Annotated in this window: 20 protein-coding genes; 2 read left to right on the top strand and 18 right to left on the bottom strand. The window is 37.4% G+C overall.

The features are described 5' to 3' along the window. Positions 1-6: 6 nt before the first annotated feature. From spoVT to metG, 18 genes are all read right to left on the bottom strand, one after another. Positions 7-543, bottom strand: a complete 537-nt coding sequence (gene spoVT / locus ACQKOF_RS23715) for a stage V sporulation protein T (protein ID WP_370047881.1) — start codon at positions 541-543, stop codon at positions 7-9. A 545-nt stretch (positions 544-1,088) separates the two neighbouring features. Next, on the bottom strand, positions 1,089-4,595 hold the full coding sequence (gene mfd / locus ACQKOF_RS23710) for a transcription-repair coupling factor (RefSeq protein WP_427562524.1): 3,507 nt from the start codon (positions 4,593-4,595) through the stop codon (positions 1,089-1,091). Between the two features lie 136 nt (positions 4,596-4,731). Further along, positions 4,732-4,959: an anti-sigma-F factor Fin gene (locus tag ACQKOF_RS23705; protein WP_370047883.1), complete on the bottom strand. Its 228-nt coding sequence runs from the start codon at positions 4,957-4,959 to the stop codon at positions 4,732-4,734. A 225-nt stretch (positions 4,960-5,184) separates the two neighbouring features. After that, positions 5,185-5,745 carry an aminoacyl-tRNA hydrolase gene (gene pth / locus ACQKOF_RS23700; RefSeq protein ID WP_427562522.1) on the bottom strand — a complete coding sequence of 187 codons (561 nt, stop codon included), beginning with the start codon at positions 5,743-5,745 and terminating at the stop codon, positions 5,185-5,187. A gap of 215 nt (positions 5,746-5,960) precedes the next feature. Further along, complete coding sequence (locus ACQKOF_RS23695; protein ID WP_427562519.1) at positions 5,961-6,551, bottom strand: 50S ribosomal protein L25/general stress protein Ctc; 591 nt, start codon at positions 6,549-6,551, stop codon at positions 5,961-5,963. Positions 6,552-7,132: 581 nt separating this feature from the next. Beyond that, entirely contained in the window at positions 7,133-8,092 is a 960-nt protein-coding gene (locus tag ACQKOF_RS23690) for a ribose-phosphate diphosphokinase (RefSeq protein ID WP_049667363.1), read from the bottom strand. Between the two features lie 24 nt (positions 8,093-8,116). Then, positions 8,117-9,487: a bifunctional UDP-N-acetylglucosamine diphosphorylase/glucosamine-1-phosphate N-acetyltransferase GlmU gene (gene glmU, locus ACQKOF_RS23685; RefSeq protein ID WP_427562516.1), complete on the bottom strand. Its 1,371-nt coding sequence runs from the start codon at positions 9,485-9,487 to the stop codon at positions 8,117-8,119. A gap of 338 nt (positions 9,488-9,825) precedes the next feature. After that, positions 9,826-10,128 carry a septation regulator SpoVG gene (gene spoVG, locus ACQKOF_RS23680; RefSeq protein WP_427562513.1) on the bottom strand — a complete coding sequence of 101 codons (303 nt, stop codon included), beginning with the start codon at positions 10,126-10,128 and terminating at the stop codon, positions 9,826-9,828. A 453-nt stretch (positions 10,129-10,581) separates the two neighbouring features. Continuing rightward, positions 10,582-10,956 (bottom strand): RidA family protein, encoded by a 375-nt coding sequence (locus ACQKOF_RS23675; protein WP_370047893.1) that lies wholly within the window; start codon positions 10,954-10,956, stop codon positions 10,582-10,584. Beyond that, positions 10,953-11,786: a pur operon repressor gene (gene purR / locus ACQKOF_RS23670; protein ID WP_053485319.1), complete on the bottom strand. Its 834-nt coding sequence runs from the start codon at positions 11,784-11,786 to the stop codon at positions 10,953-10,955. Before purR ends, ACQKOF_RS23675 begins: the two co-directional genes overlap by 4 nt. A gap of 56 nt (positions 11,787-11,842) precedes the next feature. Beyond that, the gene (gene ispE / locus ACQKOF_RS23665) at positions 11,843-12,709 is read right to left on the bottom strand and encodes a 4-(cytidine 5'-diphospho)-2-C-methyl-D-erythritol kinase (RefSeq protein ID WP_427562509.1); all 867 of its coding nucleotides are present in this window, start codon (positions 12,707-12,709) and stop codon (positions 11,843-11,845) included. Positions 12,710-13,249: 540 nt separating this feature from the next. Then, the gene (locus tag ACQKOF_RS23660) at positions 13,250-13,432 is read right to left on the bottom strand and encodes a small, acid-soluble spore protein, alpha/beta type (RefSeq protein WP_053485317.1); all 183 of its coding nucleotides are present in this window, start codon (positions 13,430-13,432) and stop codon (positions 13,250-13,252) included. Between the two features lie 108 nt (positions 13,433-13,540). After that, positions 13,541-13,801, bottom strand: a complete 261-nt coding sequence (gene veg / locus ACQKOF_RS23655) for a biofilm formation stimulator Veg (protein WP_049667356.1) — start codon at positions 13,799-13,801, stop codon at positions 13,541-13,543. A gap of 157 nt (positions 13,802-13,958) precedes the next feature. Next, positions 13,959-14,840, bottom strand: a complete 882-nt coding sequence (gene rsmA, locus ACQKOF_RS23650) for a 16S rRNA (adenine(1518)-N(6)/adenine(1519)-N(6))-dimethyltransferase RsmA (protein ID WP_427562505.1) — start codon at positions 14,838-14,840, stop codon at positions 13,959-13,961. Continuing rightward, on the bottom strand, positions 14,833-15,399 hold the full coding sequence (rnmV, locus tag ACQKOF_RS23645; protein ID WP_427562503.1) for a ribonuclease M5: 567 nt from the start codon (positions 15,397-15,399) through the stop codon (positions 14,833-14,835). The genes rsmA and rnmV overlap by 8 nt, the downstream gene beginning before the upstream one ends. 292 nt (positions 15,400-15,691) lie before the next feature. Continuing rightward, positions 15,692-16,903 carry a ubiquitin-like domain-containing protein gene (locus tag ACQKOF_RS23640; RefSeq protein WP_427562500.1) on the bottom strand — a complete coding sequence of 404 codons (1,212 nt, stop codon included), beginning with the start codon at positions 16,901-16,903 and terminating at the stop codon, positions 15,692-15,694. Positions 16,904-17,038: 135 nt separating this feature from the next. After that, positions 17,039-17,809 (bottom strand): TatD family hydrolase, encoded by a 771-nt coding sequence (locus ACQKOF_RS23635; protein WP_427562497.1) that lies wholly within the window; start codon positions 17,807-17,809, stop codon positions 17,039-17,041. A 254-nt stretch (positions 17,810-18,063) separates the two neighbouring features. Continuing rightward, on the bottom strand, positions 18,064-20,040 hold the full coding sequence (gene metG / locus ACQKOF_RS23630; RefSeq protein WP_427562494.1) for a methionine--tRNA ligase: 1,977 nt from the start codon (positions 20,038-20,040) through the stop codon (positions 18,064-18,066). A 480-nt stretch (positions 20,041-20,520) separates the two neighbouring features. Here metG and ACQKOF_RS23625 point away from each other — a divergent pair, with 480 nt between their 5' ends. Beyond that, positions 20,521-20,799: an AbrB/MazE/SpoVT family DNA-binding domain-containing protein gene (locus ACQKOF_RS23625; protein ID WP_004229214.1), complete on the top strand. Its 279-nt coding sequence runs from the start codon at positions 20,521-20,523 to the stop codon at positions 20,797-20,799. 294 nt (positions 20,800-21,093) lie between these two features. Beyond that, positions 21,094-21,282: a hypothetical protein gene (locus ACQKOF_RS23620; protein WP_427562491.1), complete on the top strand. Its 189-nt coding sequence runs from the start codon at positions 21,094-21,096 to the stop codon at positions 21,280-21,282. Positions 21,283-21,406 lie beyond the last annotated feature (124 nt).

Genomic DNA, 21,406 nt, shown 5'->3' with positions numbered 1-21,406 from the left:
TTCTCATCAACTATTCATTTGTTTAGCTAAGAAGTTAGCAGCTGTTTCTGCAACTTTCACTTCAACCTCACCGATAAAATGTACCTTAGATAAAACGATAATACAGCCGATCGGATCACCGTTTACCATAATAGGCGTTGCACAATAAGACTTCACTTGCTCATATTGTCCAGGAACAATCTCGATCGTTGTTTCCATTTTTTCTATTTTTGTTGAACGCTCGTCCATAAAAGTTTCCGCAAAGGATGTAATACGACGATTAATATACTCTTTCTTACCGATTCCTGAGACAGCAATTACTTCATCTCGATCGGTTACAAATGCTGGAGTACCTAACGTTTCATATAATGTTTCTACATATTCTCTTGCAAATTCCCCTAGATCATTAATTGGAGAATATTTCTTTAAAATGACTTCACCTTCACGGTCTGTATAAATTTCTAGCGGGTCACCCTCACGAATACGCAGCGTCCTACGAATTTCTTTTGGAATAACCACACGCCCTAAATCATCAATACGACGAACAATTCCTGTTGCCTTCATTCTTAATCCTCGCTTTCACTACAATGAAATTTTTTTCAATTTTAGTATGGTTTTTTATGAAGCAATCTATGCAAAAACTGAAGAAAAAGGATTTCACACCCAATAATATTTTTCAAAAAAGCCCTAAAAGCCCTAAAAGCCTAAGGCAATTGTGCTTCAAATAATTTTAATGTAGCATTTTTACCTTCAATCAACTTATCTTAGATTAACCATAAAAATAATTTTTATAAAAAATCATAAAAAATTTTTATCAAGAAATAATAATAATTCAACTTTTAACATTACGTCAATAAGGCAAAAGGATGTTTGTCACAAAGGAACTATCATAAAAAGTGATACTTTTACCCTTATTTTCCCTACTATCTAGCTCCTGTGTCTCAATTTGTGATGTTGCTTTCTAAGGAGTCACACAGTCTACAGTCCAATCAACCAATGAAGATAAAGCGCCACAACATTCACAAAGATTCCCTTGTAATTTTTTTGTTTTTCAACAATAAAAAGCTGATCATTATCCGAGAGAGATAAGATCAGCTTTTCTTCTATTATCATTTTTTAGCGTTAGCAATAATATGCATCATTTCTTCTAAAATATCAAAGGGTTGATATTTCCCAGATTTTCGTTCATCAATTGTTAATTTCAATTGCATACCATCCATACCAAAACCGACAGCACGTTCAAATTTCATGGATTCTTCCACAATTTTACTGCCATCAACTTGTCCTGTACCTTCTTCAGACAACAGTATTGTGATGATTTTTTGCTTTTCTTTTACAGACAATACACCTACACCTAAGCCCCATACCTTCATACGTGCAATTCGCAATAAGCGCTCTGTTTCAATTGGAAGATCACCGAAGCGATCTTCTAATTCCTCCATGATCTCGCTGTGCTCCTCCTCTTGATCCATTGCTTTAATACGTTTATACATTTGAATTTTTTGATAGCCGTCAGGAATGTATACATCCGGGATATACGCATCAACACTCAATAAAATTTCAATGTCAGGCTTCTCTTCTTTTTTCACACCTGTTTGGCGCTCAGCAATCGCCTCTTCCAGCATTTGTGAATACAAGTCAAAACCAACAGAATCAATAAAGCCATGCTGCTGCGCTCCAAGAAGGTTACCAGCACCACGAATAGATAAGTCACGCATAGCAATTTTAAATCCTGAACCTAACTCTGTAAATTCTTTAATCGCCTGCAATCTTTGCTCAGCTACATCAGTAAGAACTTTATCACGTTGATACATAAAGTAAGCATATGCCACCCTATTAGAACGCCCAACACGCCCACGCAATTGATAAAGCTGCGCTAAGCCCATTCGATCAGCATCGTGAACGATCAATGTGTTAACGTTTGGTATATCCACACCTGTCTCAATAATGGTTGTCGTTACAAGCACATCATAGTCACCTTCTAAAAAGGCTAGTATGACAGATTCTAATTCTGATTCTGTCATTTTGCCATGTGCATGCCCAATACGCGCTTCTGGGACAAGCATTTGAATTTCATCAACCTTGCGAGCCATATCTTCTACACGATTGTATAAGTAGAATACTTGCCCACCACGCGCCATTTCTCTCTCAATAGCTTCCCGCACTAATGCACCGCTATGCTCCATTACGTAGGTTTGCACAGGGAAACGGTTTGCCGGCGGTGTTTCAATTACCGATAAATCGCGAACACCTACCATCGACATATGAAGTGTTCTTGGAATCGGAGTTGCCGTTAGCGTTAATACATCCACATTCGTCTTTAGTTGTTTAATTTTTTCCTTATGTGTTACACCAAAACGTTGCTCCTCATCAACAATCAGCAGTCCAAGGTCTTGGAATGTTAAATCTTTAGATAAAATCCGATGCGTTCCAACGACAATATCAACTTGCCCTTCTTTTAAACCCTTTAACGTCGCTGTTTGCTCCTTTTTTGTGCGGAAACGAGACAAGAGACCAACGTTAATAGCAAAGTCTTGGAATCTCTCACGAATCGTTTCGTAATGCTGCTGCGCTAAAATCGTTGTCGGCACAAGGAACGCTACCTGCTTGCCATCTTGAATTGCTTTAAAGGCAGCACGAATCGCTACCTCTGTTTTACCATACCCTACGTCTCCACACACAAGACGGTCCATTGGACGCTCACGCTCCATATCACGTTTTACTTCGATAATCGAACGTAGCTGATCTTCTGTTTCTTCATAAGGGAAAGAAGCCTCAAAATTGCGCTGATCGTCGTTGTCAATCGCGAATGCATGACCCTTCTCTGCTTCACGTTTCGCATACAGTTTAATTAAATCATCAGCAATATCTTGCACAGCAGAGGATACCTTTGCTTTAGCTTTTTTCCACTCTGCTCCACCTAATTTATGTAGCTTTGGTTCTCGATCTTCAGATGCTACATATTTTTGGATTAAATCTATTTGCTCTACTGGAACATATAACTTATCATCTGCGCGGTATCGAATGTGTAAGTAATCCTTATGTGTTCCATTTACATCTAATGTTTCTAAACCTATATATTTCCCAATACCGTGATGGACATGAACAACATAGTCGCCAGGTTTAATTTCCGTATAGCTTTTAATACGTTCTGCGTTCGTCATCTTTTGAGGACGTGCTTTTTTCTTCGCCTGTTGTTTAAATAGCTCATCCTCTGTGACAATCACCAATCGTTGTAGTGGTAATTCAAAGCCACTAGATAGTGATCCATCCACAATATAAATACCCGCTTCTGTCGGATGACCAATTGTTGTATGAATATCATATTCTTCAAGCATTTGCTGTACACGCTTAACACGATCTTTATCTCTCGCAACAATTAGTACTGTAAATTTACCAAGTAGCCAGCGTTCAACCTCACTTTGTAATAATGACATTTGGCCATGAAATTGCTGCATTGGCTTACAAGAAAAGTTCGTCGTCTTATTAAAGGATATACCCGCAAATGTTCGAGAAAATAATGAGAAATATAGTTTTTGCTGAGACAGCATTGCTAGAATTTCTTTCAAAGAGAAAGCTGGCTTTACATCATGCACCATTTTCCCTTCTTCAATTAGTGATAAGAACCATTCATCCTCTTCACGCTCCCAGGCATCCATAACCTCCTGAATACGTCCGAGCTCATCAAACAGCACAATGCCATCATGTGCAAAATAATCTCCTAAATATGCTGTTTTCTCATACAGTAATGAACCATACTTATTTACGTAGTCTGGTAAATTCCCTTGCTGCAACAATTCAATATCATATTGAATATGCTGATACAGCAACTCCTTAATCTCCTGCTTTCTGACTTTCTTTAAGCTTGTCGCTAACGCAGCTTCTAAACGACCTGCCAACGCCATTCTTTCTTCCTTTGTCAAAATAACTTCTGATGCAGGTAGGATACGAATCTTCTGCAATTTATCAATGGAACGTTGGTCGTCCGCGGAGAACGTTCGAATCGAGTCCACTTCCGTATCAAATAATTCTATACGAATCGGCGCCTCTAAATATGGTGGATAAATATCTAATATGCCACCTCGTAACGCAAACTCTCCAGGTGTTGTCACCATCGAATTACGTACGTATCCCATCTCTACTAATGTTTGTAGCCATTCATCAATTTGAATATCTTCGCCTACTGCTATTTGTAAAAAATACTGTAGCCAATGCTCTTTAGGTTGCATCATTTTGCGTAAGCCCGCAATTGGTATCACATAGACAGCTTTTTCACCTCTAGCTAGGCAATCAAGTGTTGCGATACGCTCAGCACGTAACTCTGGGGAGGCAACAGACAAATCGGCAGCAATAAACTCATCCGCAGGATAATAATGAACATGCTCCTCACCTAAAAGTCCTGCCAACTCGTCAACCATTTTTTGTGCCTGCAATAGATTAGGAGATACAATATAAATAGGTTTTTTTACATATTCAAATAACGCATCGACCATTACCGGGCGCGCGCTTCCATTTAATCCTGTAATAAGCTGTGCTGCAGAATGACCGCTCTGAATTTCCTGTAAAAATGATGTGATATGTTTGTCCTGCATCACAAGCTGTCGTAAAACTTCCAATGTCAAAAGCTCCTTTCAGCGCATAATTCTATTCGCCATTACTAGTAATCTAGTACTATAATACGCATCTTTATTTTATATCTATCAATGGAAAAAGCTTTGAACGCACGTGATGTGCGCCAAAGCATCCTTCCAATTATTGAATCCATTTATTGAGTGCGTGATAATCTGGATATTGTTTCAGCGAATCCTCACATTGCTCACAAATGCAGTGCACCGTCGTGTGACCATGCTGATCTTGCTCAACATAATCATCCGCCTCACCCAATTCGAAAATATGTAGTTTTCGAATTGTATCATCTGCATCAAATGGTAGTGTTCCTATTTCTACTTCACAATGCCGACATCGATAGCGAACTGACATCTCCAAATCATCCTCCTTTAAGCAACTTACTACTTAAAGTATAGACATTTCTAAAACAGATTATGCACTTCCAATTTTGCCTTTGCGCCATTTAGAATAGAGAATAGTTTTTGCATTGTGTTTAAGACTATATACTATATATTTAATTAGCTGTAGTTGTAGGAAAAAACATTTTAATCGTCATCCTAGACAACTTTAATATCCATACTACACTTTAACTTATTGTTACCCGTTAAAGTGATTCATCACATCAAGAAATGGCTTTGAAAGAGATCCTTCTACAGCATTTACACACTTTTCAATAGCTTCGCCAACAATAGCTTGATCTTCTTTTGAAAATTTTGACAATACGTAATCTGCTACCTTCATGCCAGCGGGCGGGCGATTAACCCCTACACGTATGCGATTAAATTCTTGTGTGCCCAAATGCTGAATTAATGATTTAATACCATTATGTCCACCCGCACTTCCTTTTTGACGCAGGCGTAATTTCCCTGTTTCTAAATCTAAATCGTCATAAATAACGATTAAATCTTCCACATCAATATCAAAATAGTTCATAAGGGGCCCAACACATTCCCCCGATAAATTCATATATGTTAAAGGCTTAACAAGTAGAACCTTTCCTTCAGGACGATGTACCGTTGCATACATACCATTAAACTTTGAATTAGTTAAAGGTGCACCCCATTTTTCAGCTAATGCATCGATAACATCGAAGCCAATATTATGTCTTGTATGCTCATAAGGTTTACCTGGATTTCCTAAACCAACGATAATTTTCATAAGTACCCCTCTTCTTTCAAATCTAGTAGTCATTATTTTACCATATCATGCGCTAAGAAAGCAGTTTGTACAATTTTTGAAAGTAAAAGTTCAATAATGGTTTGATATTATTTGATATCCTCAATTCAAACATACATATTGTCGTAATTAAAGATGCAAAAGGCTACTAAAGAAGGTTTTAGCCTTCCTTAGTAGCCTTTCCTTAACATATATTTTTACGCTTGTTCCTGTGCACTTTCTGCCGTTTCTTCAACAGTTGTAGCTGGAGCCATAATTGTTACCAATGTATGATCATTTTCACTGATCATATCAAAATCAATTGTATCTCGAATATCAGCTACCGTAATTGTTTCACCAATTTTAAGTTCGGTAATATCAACTTCAATAGCTTCTGGTATATCTGCTGGCTTTACTTTAATTTTTACATCTAGGTTAGGTTGCATTAATATTCCACCTACACTAATACCAACTGACTCTCCAACTAGTTTAATAGGCACTTCAGCTTCTATCGCTTCGGACATATTGATTGCTAAAAAGTCGATATGATTTACTTCATCTTTCATAGAGCATTGTTGGATTTCTGACACAACAACATTCACTTTTTTCCCATCTAACTCCATTGAAAACAAACCGTTTTGCCCATTCTTTTGAATGGATTTTCTGAATTCCTTCGCTGAAATAGAAATTGGGGTTGAATCTAAATTATAGCCGTAAATAACTGCCGGAATGGCTCCCCCTTTTCTAAGTTGGGTTAATGTCGAACGATGCCCAGCTTCGCGCTTTTTAACACTTAATACTGTACTCATATCTATCTTCCCCTTCCAAGAAAAATTATTTACGCCTTATTATAAATGTCACTACTTTCGATAAAATTAATGACATTTGATAAGGCTATAATAATATTTACCTCTATTTCTGCTCATCATCATAACGTGGGGTTGATTTCCGTTCCGACCGGGCGCTTTCCTGGGGGCGTCCGATGAGCCGCTTGGGCATGTTTTTTGCACGAAAGCGTAGTGCTAACGTAGCGGCAGCAACGTGTTTTGTCTGTGCGAAAGCGTACCCGACAGCAACAGCAGGATGTGATGCTTTTCGCCTTCGTTCCCCTATGTGCTCGCTTCAGGTTCTCATCTGTGACGCTGATTCCCAAGGAGTCGCCTAGTCTCCACTCCAATCAACGTTTTCATATAAAATACGTTTTAACAAAATGTATCCCCAACTTTATGCGATAAACTTCTTAAAATAGTGTAAATATTATTAAGTCACAATTACCATTATACCCTTTTATAAGAAAATTCAAACAAAAGAAACCTAGAAAAAGGACAAATCTACTTGCAAACGTAGATTTGTCCTTAATAAGCCACATCTTAGGGCTCGTTTATATATATTAATCAAATAGAGTACTTACAGATTTATTTTCATAGACACGAGAGATTGCATCTGCCATCAATTTAGCTACTGAAAGCTCTGTAATTTTTGGAGATTTTTTCTCTTCAGGAAGTTGGATTGTATTTGTTACAACTAACTCTTTAATCGAAGAGTTTTCGATACGCTCGATTGCTGGTCCTGATAATACTGGGTGAGAGCAACAAGCATAAACTTCTTTCGCGCCAGCTGCACGTAATGCATCTGCGCCGATTGTAATCGTACCTGCAGTGTCAATAATATCATCAATCAAGATTGCCACTTTACCATCAACATTACCAACAATGTTCATTACTTCTGCAACATTTGGTTTTGGACGGCGCTTGTCAATAATTGCAATAGGTGCTTTTAAACGTTCTGCCATTTTACGAGCACGTGTTACACCACCATGGTCTGGGGAAACAACAACGATTTCTTCTTCTGGGATACCTTTTGATTTGAAGTAATCAGATAATAAAGGCACTGCCATCAAGTGATCGATTAAAATATCGAAGAAACCTTGGATTTGAGGTGCATGTAAATCTAAAACGATAACACGTGTTGCACCAGCTGTTTCAAGTAAGTTTGCTACTAATTTAGCTGTAATTGGCTCTCGCGCTTTTGCTTTTCGGTCCTGACGAGCATAGCCATAATAAGGCATTACAACGTTTACTGTACGAGCAGATGCGCGTTTTACAGCATCTACCATAATTAAAAGCTCCATTAAATGTTCGTTTACAGGTGCAGAAGTAGACTGCACGATAAACACATCACAACCACGAATACTTTCTTCAATGCTAATTTGAACCTCTCCATCGCTGAAGTGCTTAACAGAAGATTTACCTAATTCAACACCCATTTCTTGCGCAATTTCTTGAGCAAGTGGATTATTAGAATTAAGTGAAAATATTTTTAATTGTGAGTTTGCATAATGATACGGCATGATGGCCTCCTGTTTAGTTGATAATTATTTTGAGTTTAATTTGCTTACATAATTCGGTTTGTTTTCTTGTCTTGCACGAGCAATTGCAAGTGCATCCTCAGGAACTTCTTTTGTAATTGTAGATCCTGCAGCAATAAATGAACCTTTTCCAACTTTCACTGGCGCTACTAAGTTAGTATTACATCCTACAAATACATCATCTTCAATAATTGTTTGGAACTTGTTTTTTCCATCATAGTTTACTGTAATGGAACCACAGCCAATATTGACATTACTTCCTATTTCGGCATCGCCAATATAGCTTAAATGCGATACTTTCGTGTCATTACCTAGTTTACTTTTCTTCACTTCTACAAAGTTACCAATTTTCACATGGCTACCAATATCAGAAAGTGGTCGAATATTCGCAAACGGTCCAATAGCAGTGTCTTCCGCTACAGCGCTTTCACGCACAACAGAAGAATGCACAGTTGTTCGGTCACCGATACGGCTATCTATGATTTGTGTGTTAGGCCCGATTATACAATCTTCACCAATAACAGTTGTACCTTCAATCATAGAACCTGGCTGGATGACAGTATCACGACCAATCATTGCGTCCACGCTAATATATGTTGCTTCTGGATTAATAATTGTGACCCCGTTACGCATATGCTTTTCATTAATTCTTGTACGCATTAGCGTCTCTGCTTGAGACAGAGCAACACGATCATTGACACCAAGTGTTTCTTCAAAGTCTTCCGTTACATATGCTTCAACGACATCGCCTTGTTTTTGCAAAATTTCAATCACATCAGGTAAATAATACTCACCCTGTGCATTGTCGTTTTTCACAAGCTTTAATGTCTCAAATAACGCTTTATTATCGAAGCAGTATGTGCCTGTATTAATCTCTTTAACTAATTGCTGCTCTGCTGAAGCGTCCTTTTGCTCAACTATTTGCTCCACTTGTCCATTGTCGCCACGTAAAATACGACCATAGCCTGTTGGATTTTCAGCAATGGCTGTTAAAATAGTAGCCTTAGCATTCTTTGCTTGATGATGCTCGAACAAAGCTTGCATCGTTTCAGGGCGAATAAGTGGTGTATCGCCACAAACAACTAATGTTGTCCCTTCTTCACTAGCTAAAATTGCCTCAGCCTGCTGAACAGCATGAGCTGTCCCTAACTGTTCAGCCTGTAAAACATACTCGCTTTTATCGCCAAGCTGTTGTTTCACCTTTTCTGCACCATGTCCTACAACCGTTACGATACGATTCACATCTAACGTTTGAATGTGATCCACCACATGTTGTACCATTGGCTTCCCACATACTGGATGGAGCACTTTATATAATTTGGACTTCATACGTGTACCTTGACCTGCAGCCAAAATGACAGCAAAAATGTTGCTCATCTGTAAGTCCTCCAATACGCTCATTTTCTCTTATGACTATATAGCAAAATCCATCTATTTTCAAGGCATGTTGACTTGACAAAAAGATGAATTTCCAAATCAAATGCACCTTATGCTCGAATGTTAATAGGTATGTCGTAAAACTACTCATTTTCTCTTATTCTCAAAATAAAAAGAACTCTCCAATTAAGAAGAGCTCTTATTATTTACTTTCACCATAACTATAAATTAATAGGTCATTTATACCTCGGCATAATTGTGTCTGGAGGCTTAACTTCTTTCCGCGGATGTTTGGACACCCGTGGAAAGAAGTTGATTTAACATTTATCGCCTATTAACTATACGCCAATTCCTTCTAATTCTTCTGCATTGTCCGTTGCTTCGGTCTCGCTTGAATTATGGTACTCGTTTAAAATAATCTCCTGAATTTTATTACGAGTAGTAGAATTAATAGGATGCGCAATATCTCTAAACTCACCGTCTGGCGTTCGTTTACTTGGCATAGCAACAAACAAACCTGTATTGCCATCGATCACACGAATATCGTGAACTACGAACTCATTGTCGAGTGTAATGGAAGCAATCGCACGCATGCGACCATCCGTCTGTACACGACGTAATCTTACATCAGTAACTTCCATTTTCTCACCACCTCTCTTCTTAGATGCCTAAATAAAGATATAATATTCTTTATTACCGAATATTTTCCTTTTTATAGTCTATCAAATTTTCTAAAAAATTTGAATACTCATTAGTATAATATTTCCTTTTATATACGTAAATTTTGACAATTGTTTGTCGGTCGCCCTCTACGATGTTGCCTTTCATTTAGGAATACTGTTTTATCAGCGATTTGCACCTTATCGGCGATTATTAGGGTTTTATCAGCGGTTTTTCTATTTTTATCAGCGATTATTGGAACTCTATCAGCGATTTCACTACTTTATCAGCGATACTACTTGTAGTTTTGAATATTCACTTCGCCTTGGCGTAATTGTTGCTGTCGCTTCGCTTTCGCACAAAAAAACATTGCTATAAAAAAAGCCCACTAAAAGAGCTATTTATTTCTCTTCTAGTGAGCTTAAAAAAATTTCTTATTTAACGATGGCAATAACTTCAATTTCTACTCTCACATCTTTTGGTAGACGTGCAACCTCTACTGCTGAACGAGCTGGCTTATGATCACCAAAGTGGCTAGCATATACTTCATTCATTGCAACAAAATCGTTCATATCCTTCATAAAAACGGTTGTTTTAACAACATTGTCTAAAGATGTCCCAGCAGCTTCTAAAACTGCTTTTAAATTAGCAAATACTTGATTTGTTTGTACAGTGATATCGCCTTCCACTAATTCGCCTGTTGCCGTTAATGGAATCTGACCTGAGCTATAGAACATGCCATTTACAATAATTCCTTGTGAATATGGTCCAATTGCTGCTGGTGCATTTGTTGTTGCTACTACTTTCATTTGTCATTTCCCCTTTTAGAAAAATAGTTACCTTCACTTAATGCAATTGTTCGGTCTTTTTCATTGACCTCATGAAGCTTCACTAATGAATAATAATCATCTACTAAAGTTTCGTCTGCATGCTCAGCCTCTACAAGCACTGCAATACCAGCTAGCTGACAGTCAAACTCCTCTAATAGATTTTTCATGCCATTCATTGTACCACCGACCTTCATAAAGTCGTCAGTAATAAGCACTCGTTGCCCACTCTTCATGCTTCTTTTTGATAATACCATTGTCTGAATTCTTCTGGAAGAACCAGATACATAGTTGATGCTGACTGTAGAGCCTTCAGTTACCTTACTATCTCTTCTGACAACAACAACTGGTACATTTAAATGTCTTGCTATCGCATGGGCAATAGAAATTCCCTTTGTTGCGACAGTCATTATGACATCAATTTGTTGATCAGCAAATGCGGATGCAAATACCTTTCCAACTCGATTAATTAAATCTGGATTGCCGAGTAAGTCCGTCATAAATAAATAACCGCCTGGCAACAAACGATCTGAATGCTCAAGCTCCGTCTTTAAATCCTGAATAACTAAACGGACCTCAGCCTCGGACATTTTAGGAATATACTTAACTCCTCCTGCAGCGCCCGGTACTGTCATCAATAACCCGATTCCTTTTTCTTCGAAAGTTTCTTTTACAATCGTCAAATCTTCACTAATGGAAGACTTTGCAGATTGATATAGTTCAGAAAAATAAGTTAGCGGGATCAGCTGATGTGGATGTTCTAGTAAATAGTACGTCATATCAACTAGTCGTTCACTACGCTTCCATTTCATGCGACCCTCTCCTAAACACGAATATTTATAGGTAAAATTAACATAAATTTGCGGTTTTAAGCAAGCGTATTTCGCTCACCTAAAATCCGAACAGCATATACTTCTTCGCAAAAACCACGTAAACCATTATAAATGCGGCTTACTCGAGCTTCACTATCCACTAAACCAAACACCGTCGGACCGCTTCCACTCATTAATGTTGCATCTGCTCCGAAGCGCTTCATCTGTTCCTTTAACATCACTACTTCTGGATGTAGCTTAAATGTTACAGTTTCTAAAACATTCCCTAATGATGCACATAATAGCTCATAATCTTCCGTTTCAATAGCATGTATCATTTGCTTCGTATTTGGATGCTCTAACCCTTCAACCTTTAATCCTCCATACACCTCTGCAGTAGAGACACCTATTTTAGGCTTAGCTAAGACTACCCAACAGTTTGGTGGTGCTGGCAATTCCTGAATTTTTTCTCCACGCCCCGTTGCTAATGCTGTGCCACCGTAGACACAAAACGAAACATCTGAACCAATTTCCGCACCTAATTCAGCTAACTCATCTATAGATAACCCTAAATTCCACAGCTCATTTAAACCCTTCAGTGTCGCAGCGGCATCGCTACTTCCCCCTGCTAATCCTGCTGCAATTGGTATTTCTTTTTCTATAGTTATGGATACACCTTGTCCAATGCCGTATGTATCTTTAACTAGACGCGCTGCCTGATAAGCAAAATTTCGGTGATCATTTGGCACAAAATTATCAGTCGAAATTATTTCAATTACGCCATCTTCTCGAGATTCCAGACTAATACGATCAGCTAAATCCACAGTTGTCATGACCATCTCTACTTCATGATAATTATCTGGTCTTTTATAAAGCACATCTAATGTTAAATTTATTTTTGCAGGCGCCTTTACATAAAGCATCTTTCTTCCTCCTTATAGCTACACTTATCAATTACGCATTGGCGCAATTGGCTGACGCTTCGCCTTCGCACAGATCAACAATGCATCCGGATTTTAAATTGTAATTAGGTCTGCGTGATGACCAACACGATGTCGGCCATTTCGGTAAAACCACAAGACTTTCAAGCTTTTACCAATGCCTTCTGCAATGAAGTTAGGCTAACATCCTACTTGTCCTTTAAAATCCGTGACATTTAAAATTACACTCTCACTACCTTTAGATGTAGGAGCCTTCTGTAACTGTTACAAAACATCGGTAGCTGGCGTTCACTTCGCTATATAAAACATTTTCTGAATGAAGATAAACCTGTCGTTCATCTTTCACAAGATTATTCATTTTATTTTACCATAATGGGAAAGCGAAAATGGAAAAAAAGAACCGTATACCCCTATTTGGTGTAACGGTTCTCTCTCGTCAGTTGTGTTGTTGTGTTTACAGGGAGTTTTCATCCCTGCGAAATGAAGTTCTAAAAAAATAAGTGGTCTATTTTCACAAAGAGGCTACTTATTATGCTCTTGCTCATTACTTGCTCTTTCAGCCATTTCGATGGCACGTTTGACCATATTACCGGCGTCTCGAGCTTTAATGCCGCCCCAGCCTTCTCGTTGCACAACATCATAAAATCCAAGCTCTTTAGCGATCTCTTCTTTTAAACGAGGTGACATGATACCTTTTCTAGGCATATAAACTCCTCCTTTAACAACTGACGAATTTAGTATGCCCCAGAAAACGCAAAACACTCATGTATTACATACATGAGTGTTTCGAAATATAGAAATAAGTACTAGAAACTATTTTGCGATAGCAGCTTTTGCTTCGTCTAAAAATGTAATCTCTACTGCTTCAGTTAAAATATCTGTGTAGCTATACGATACGCGTTTGCACGTATTGTCTTCTTGATCAAGCTCAACCACAAAGATAGCGCGATATGTCTCACGCAATACCCCTGCACACTCGACCGTTTTCTTGCGACCGCCGTTTGCTCTTAACTGCAAACGTTTACCCAAATGACAATCCAACGACTTTTTAATGTCCGCTAAAGTTTTTGGCATTTTCGCTTACACCTCACTATTTCTTAGTATAAGCGATTCGCCCAAAAATGTCAACAAAATATAATATTTTATCAGCCTACAATAAATATTGTCAACTTATTTTTCATAAAAAGAACATGTTTTTTTTCGTATACTCAAAAAAGTTAACAAAAATTTTTTACTTTGCAAATGTAGGGTATAATGTATCGGCTAATTTTCCAAACTCTTGAATGGTAAGGGTCTCTCCTCGACGTGTTGGTTCAATATTTACTGCTTTTAAGGCATTCATAATTTTTTCTTTGTGTACCTTACCATTTGGTAAACCTGCTTGTAAATTATTGAAGATTGTTTTTCGTCGTTGTACAAACGACGCGCGAGTAACAACAAATAAAAAATCCTCATCAATCACTTTTACTGGAGGTTCATCATGTTTAATAAGACGGATCACTGCAGAATCTACATTTGGCTGAGGCATAAAGACAGTTTTCGGTACCGTCATGGCAATATCAGCCTTTACATAATATTGAATCGCAATTGATAAAGAACCGTACTCCTTCGTTCCAGGTTTAGCCGTAATACGATCTGCTACCTCCTTTTGCATCATGACAACAAAACCGCGAATTGGCAAACGATCATTGAGTAATTTCAATAAAATCGGAGTCGTCACATAATAAGGTAAATTCGCTACAACCATAATATCCTCAATACCTGGCATCTCTTCCTGAATTACCTTAGCAACATCCGCCTTTAAAATGTCTGAATGTACAATAGTGATATTATTATATGGGCTAAGTGTGTCTTCTAATACAGGTAATAATCGCTGATCAATTTCAAAAGATACAACTTTTTTTGCACTTCTCGCTAAATGCTCTGTTAACGCTCCAATGCCAGGACCAACTTCGATTGCACCACTATTTTCAGTTAAATTTGCATGACTAACAATATTTCGTAAAATGTTCGGATCTATTAAAAAATTTTGACCTAAGCTTTTTTTAAATGAAAATCCATATTTTTTTAAAATTTCCTGTGTTCTAATTGGTGTTGCAATATCCTTATGCATCGTTTTCCTCCTGATCTAACTGTGCGACTGCCGCACCAAATTGCTTTTCTGTAATTTGAAACATTTTTAATCTTTTATGAAGTTGTTTACCGTTTGTTGCACCAATATTCAAAATTTCCCCAAGATGATCACGACGAATTTTCGCCTGTGGATGGCCAATTAAACGTGCCGTCATTAAATCTTCAAGCGTAATGTCATCAGTGGTTGGTTCAACATCATTAGGGGTATAAACATGTCGTAGTGCCTCGCGTATATCTTCATCTGCTGCATGCTCAATACCTAGTCCTTTACCGTTTTTCGCAATTGTTTTAGCTTTCGGTAAAAAAGCGTGTTTTACACCTTTTACATGCTCCTCGATAATGGCACGAATTCGCCGTCCTGGATAATCTGGATCAGTAAAAACAATAACACCTCTTTTATCCTGTGCATGTTGAATTCTCTTCAGTGTTTCCTCTGAAATAGCCGATCCATTTGTTTCTATTGTATCTGCTTGTACAGCTCGCTTAATAGCTGTTGTATCATCTTTTCCTTCAACAACAATGATTTCTTTTATTTGCAAAAAGGCTCCTCTTTTCTACCTTATCTTCAGACCATTTTACAACTGCACTGTACGATTGTACAGAAATACACGGCTATTCACCTTCTTGTAATATTCTCCTTCGGCTTTGCTATTGTTGACACTTTACTTTCGAGCAGATTGTGCAGTTACCGTTACAGCTTAATTTATGTATATATAGCTATGTTTTATCCTCCAGTACAACTTACTGAAAAAGATAAAAAGCTTTCCCGCCAGTCAAAACAGGAAAGCTACTAATAGTGAAAAAACATATTTGATTAATTTTACAATTTTTTTAATTTAATACTTTTATACGCACTTTCTTTACTCCCCAATTACTAGCTTGAGATTCAGATTGTACAAGTATATCGATCCGATTACCCTTAATTGCACCACCAGTATCCCCTGCTATAGCTGTTCCATAACCTTCAACCCAAACTTTTGAGCCAAGCTTAATAACAGAAGGGTCTACTGCAATTACTTTCAATCCAGAGCCCGATCGTAAATTAATGCCAGTGGCAGATGTCCCAGAGCAGCCACTACAATAAGCTGTATAGGCTGTTGCCGTTACATAAAATTCTTTACCGCTAGCTGGCTCGGATGAACCACGTGATACAGTCGCAGCACTAGCTACTACAGTTTTAGTACCTACTGCAACTACTTGCTTTTTCGGTTCTTTTACAACTTTTTCAGATTGTAGATTTTTAGCTACAACTTGGCCATTCTCTTTTACGATTTCATACGTTTTAGTCATTAAACCTTGTTGGCCTGCTGTTACAACTTTTTGTTTTCCCTTTTGCAATGAAGCATCCTGCTTCTTTTCAATTGCGAAGTCTAAAGAGTCTTCCACTACATCGATAACCTTTTCTACGCGAACTACTGTGATTTTACTCTGCGGAGTGATTACGTCCTTCAGGTTATTTTCGACACGATCGAATTCATTAAGTTGAATTCCTTGTTGTTTTAAAAAGTTAGCGACCGTAGTCGAAGTGGACCATACTTGTCTTTCGTTAACGCCATCGACAAGCGATACTTGAAACGCTTTTTGAATATCGATCTTGTTGTCTGCTCCTATTTCTGTATCTTGACCTTGTACTAAAGAGTCATGCTCTGATACTTCAATATTTGCTTCTTTCAAAATGTCTTTCACTTGTGTTTCAGTTGTCCAAACTTTTGACTGATTTCCATCAACTGAAATTGTTACTTCTTTTGCCTGTTCCCATGAAATTGCTAATCCATTAGCAATTTTGGTGTTCAGAGAGGGTGTTATTTTATCATGCTCTGCTACGTCTATATTTTGATCTTGTAATAATTGTTCTACAGTTTTGGCATGTGTTGTTACTTCGATTGTTTCCCCGTTCGCATCAAGCGTTACGGTTTTTTTAGTACCTTGATAAAGTACAAATGAAATTACAGATACAAACAGGACAAGTGAAATAATTCTTATCACTGTTTGCTTACTCCTCAATGATCCTAAGAACAAGTTTTTCATGGAATTATTTGACATGAAAAAACGCCTCCTTAATACAAAGTTGGATTATACGTACTAGATTTGGCACTGTCAACCCGAATGTATTTCTAAGAAAATTGACATCACCTTTTTAGCCAACCACAAACTCAGTATTGGAGGCATCTCAGCTAGTTAATTGTCAATCCTAAAAAATTTTTTCGCATTGGCTGTCGTTGCCTGTCCAATTTCCTCAATCGTTAATCCTTTTAAACGGGCAATTTCTTCTGCAACTAATGGCACTAAAGCTGGCTCATTACGTTTCCCTCGATATGGATGGGGCGCTAAATACGGTGCATCTGTTTCGATCATCAAATGCTCTAAAGGTATTTCTGTCGCCACTTCCTTCGGCATTCGTGCATTTTTAAATGTCACTGGCCCACCAAGACTAATCATAAAATTCATAGCAATACATTCATGTGCGGTTTCCACACTGCCACTATAACAGTGCATAACGCCTCCCACGGAAGCAGCATTTTCTTCCCGTAAAATTTGTACAACATCTCCAGTTGCATCCCTGTTATGAATAATGATTGGTAAATTCAGCTTTTGCGCTAAATGAATTTGCTTGCGGAAAAGTGCTTGTTGGACATCTTTCGGGGATTTATCCCAATAGTAGTCCAATCCAGTTTCACCAATACCCACTATTTTTGGATGTGCTGCTAATTCCTCAATCCAATTTAAATCATCTTGTGTACAATCAATGGCGTCAACCGGGTGCCAGCCAATGACACCATAAACAAAATCATATTGTTCAACCAGTTGCATTGTTTTTTCAATAGTTTTGCGGTCAAAACCAACAACAACCATCGTTTCTACTTTGGCTTCAAGAGCTCTATCTATAACCTCTTGTAAGTCTTCTTCATACTGATCTGCATTTAAGTGTACATGTGTATCAATGAACATCGTCATTCTCCTAACATAGATTTTATTAAAAATTATTATTTCATATTTTGCGTAAGTATTACAAATTTGTTACAAACAATTTAGTATTATAACATTTCACACAATCCCAGACACCGCGTTCGTTACTATATACCTAAAAAAACCTATTAATTACTCTGCATAAATTATTTCAAGATAATAAATGACTCATTTTCAAAGCGGATTTTAAAAGCCTGCTGAATTTTTTGCATTCAGCAGGCCTTCCTAAAGATTTTTTACTTTACTTTTGCACCATTCTCTAGTTTTGAATCAACCGATGCTAATTTTAAAATTCCATCTTTTTCACCAGCTAGAATCATTCCTTGAGATAATTCACCACGCAATTTAACTGGCTTTAAGTTAGTGACTACAATCACTTTTTGACCAATTAATTCATCTGGAGAATAGAACTTTGCAATACCTGAAACTACTTGTCGTTGCTCATATCCAAGATCCACTTGAAGCTTTAATAATTTGTCTGCTTTCGGAACAGTTTCACACGCTGTTACAGTAGCTACACGTAAATCAATTTTCATAAAATCATCGATAGTAATTTCAGGAATTTCTGGAATATCCTCATCTTTTTGCTCATCTTTTGCTTCTTCCTCTTGTGGAGTTTTCACTGAACCACGCATTTCCTCACGAATATACGTAATTTCAACTTCACTCTCTAAACGAGGGAAAATCGGAATCCCTTTTTCTACCACTTTAATGTTTGCTGAAATAGTATTGCCGAATGTTTCAATTGTTTCCCATGCTAAGAATTTGTCATCCAAGCCTAATTGTTCAATAATTCGTTTGGGAGTAGATGTCATAAATGGTTGTAACATGACAGCAATTTGGTGTAGACTTTCCGCCAAATTTCGCATAACAGCGCCTAATTTTGGCTTATCTGATTCCTCTTTTGCTAGTACCCATGGTTGAGTTTCATCTATATATTTATTTGTTCTTGAAACAAGCGTCCATATGTCGGCTAATACGACACTAAATTGCATTTTTTCCATACTTTCTTCATATTTAATACGTACCGACTCAGCCTGCTCTTTTAAAGCTGCATCAAACTCTGTCGACTGAAGATTTTCAGTTGGAATAATGCCGTCGAAATATTTATTAATCATTGAAATGGTACGATTCAATAAATTACCTAAATCGTTTGCTAAGTCGAAGTTTGTGCGCTCAACAAAAGATTCTGGTGAAAATACACCATCAGAGCCGAATGGTAACTCACGCAATAGGAAGTATCGTGTCGCATCTAAACCATAACGCTCTATTAACATTTCAGGATAAATAACATTGCCCTTTGATTTAGACATTTTACCGTCTTTCATCATTATAAAACCGTGGGCAAATACTTTTTTAGGAAGTGGTAAATCTAGTGCCATTAAGAAAATTGGCCAATAAATAGTATGGAATCGAACGATATCTTTACCAACTACATGTACATCTGCAGGCCAATATTTATTGAATAATGTTTCATCTTCAGAAAGATACCCTAATGATGTTATATAGTTAGTTAAGGCATCCACCCATACATAAATTACATGTTTAGGATCTCCCGGAACTTTAATGCCCCAATCAAATGAAGTTCTTGAAACAGATAAATCTTCTAGCCCTGGTTTAATAAAGTTATTAATCATTTCATTTTTTCGAGATTCAGGCTCAATGAATTCAAGGTTTTCTTCATAATAAGCTAAAAGACGATCTGCGTATTTCTTCATATTAAAGAAGTAAGATTCCTCTTTAACTTTGTGAACTGGACGACCACAGTCTGGACAGTTACCATCTACTAATTGTGTCTCAGTAAAGAATGATTCACATGGTGTACAGTACCAACCTTCATACTCACCTTTATAAATATCACCATTATCTAAAAACTTTTGGAAAATCTTTTCGACTGTTTTCGTATGACGCTCTTGCGTTGTCTGAATAAAGTCATCATATGAAATGTCCATTAATGCCCAAAGTTTTTTCGCAGCATCTGCAATTTCATTCACGTATTCTTGTGGATGTTTGCCCGCTTCTGCCGCTTTTTCTTGAATTTTTTGCCCATGCTCATCCATTCCAGTTAAAAAACGTACATCATAACCACGTAAACGTTTATAACGTGCAATTGTATCTGATGCTACAGTTGTATACGCTGTACCAATATGGAATTTCCCACTTGGGTAATAAATAGGGGTTGTTATATAGAATGTTTTATTTTGTTCGCTCACGAGAACTGCCTCCAATGTTTCACAGTATACTATCTATTCTAACTAAGTACGAAATTCGTTTCAACTTCTTTCAGCGGGTGTCGAACACCCGCTGAAAGAAGTTAAAGCCTCCGGCGGATGTCACGGAATCGGAAAAGAGCTCTTTGTGCAAGCACAAAGCCGATTCCGGACGCAATTATGCCAAGGCATAATTGATTGATAGTTTATCATCCGCGAAAAATGTCGAATGATATAATCAATCCATTTAATGTATTAAATAAGAAGCTTTTTTACTATAAATTAAAATATATAATAAAAACCTTTTAAAAAAACCAAAATATCTGTTTTCTCCTCAAAAATTTTTTTCAAAACAATAATATTAGTGTATTAATTAATTGACGTTTATGGCATTACTTGGTATGATAACTATCAGACAAGGAAAATATGTCGAAATTTGACGAAATACCAATATAACTTTTAACATTAGGAGGAAATATAATTATGAAATCAACAGGAATCGTTCGTAAAGTCGATGAATTAGGTCGTGTAGTAATTCCAATCGAACTTCGCCGTACATTAGGTATTGCAGAGAAAGACGCTTTAGAAATCTATGTGGATGATGACAAAATCATCTTAAAAAAATATATGCCTAACATGACATGTGCTGTAACTGGTGAAGTTTCTGATGATAACTTCCGTCTAGTTGGAGGCAAATTAATTTTAAGCCCTGAAGGCGCAGAAATGTTAGTGAAAGAAATCCAATCTAACTTAAAAAAATAATTTGATATACACACCTAAATCAAACACTGTGATTTGGGTGTTTTATTTTTTATCAATTTCGCCTTGGCGTAATTGCAGCCTGAGGGGATATCTTCATTCAATAGAAGATAACTATAATATAACCAATTCTTAAGACCCTTATAATGTCCATGTCAGACCTTTCATGATTAAGGGTACTATTTTTTACAATTATTATCAATTTAAATGATTTTCTATGCTCATCACTAAAGATTAAGCGTGACATATGTTAAAACGTTGAATATTAGTTGAATGGAGTGGAGGCTGGGTGACTCCTTGGGGATCAGCAATAAAGGAACGAAGGCTAAAACCATCACGTCCTGTGATAACGCCTTCGTGACCAACATCGTGCTGTTGCTGTTGCTATCGCTACGCTTTCGCGCAAAAAACATCTGTTGGCCCAAGCGGCTCATCGGACGCGCCCAGCCGGAACGGAAATCAACCCCTCGTTATGGTGATGAATAGATATACAAAAAAAGAGGTGCCCTATTAAGGGAGGGCACTGAAAAACTTACGTTTTCATAAAAGCGAACCTTTCTCAGATAAAAATAAGGCACTTCTTGTTCGATTTTGAACAGGAAGTGCCTTA

The sequence above is a fragment of the Lysinibacillus sp. NPDC093190 genome (assembly GCF_050280425.1).
GTDB lineage: Bacteria > Bacillota > Bacilli > Bacillales_A > Planococcaceae > Lysinibacillus.
This window is presented reverse-complemented; position numbering and strand designations above follow the sequence as displayed.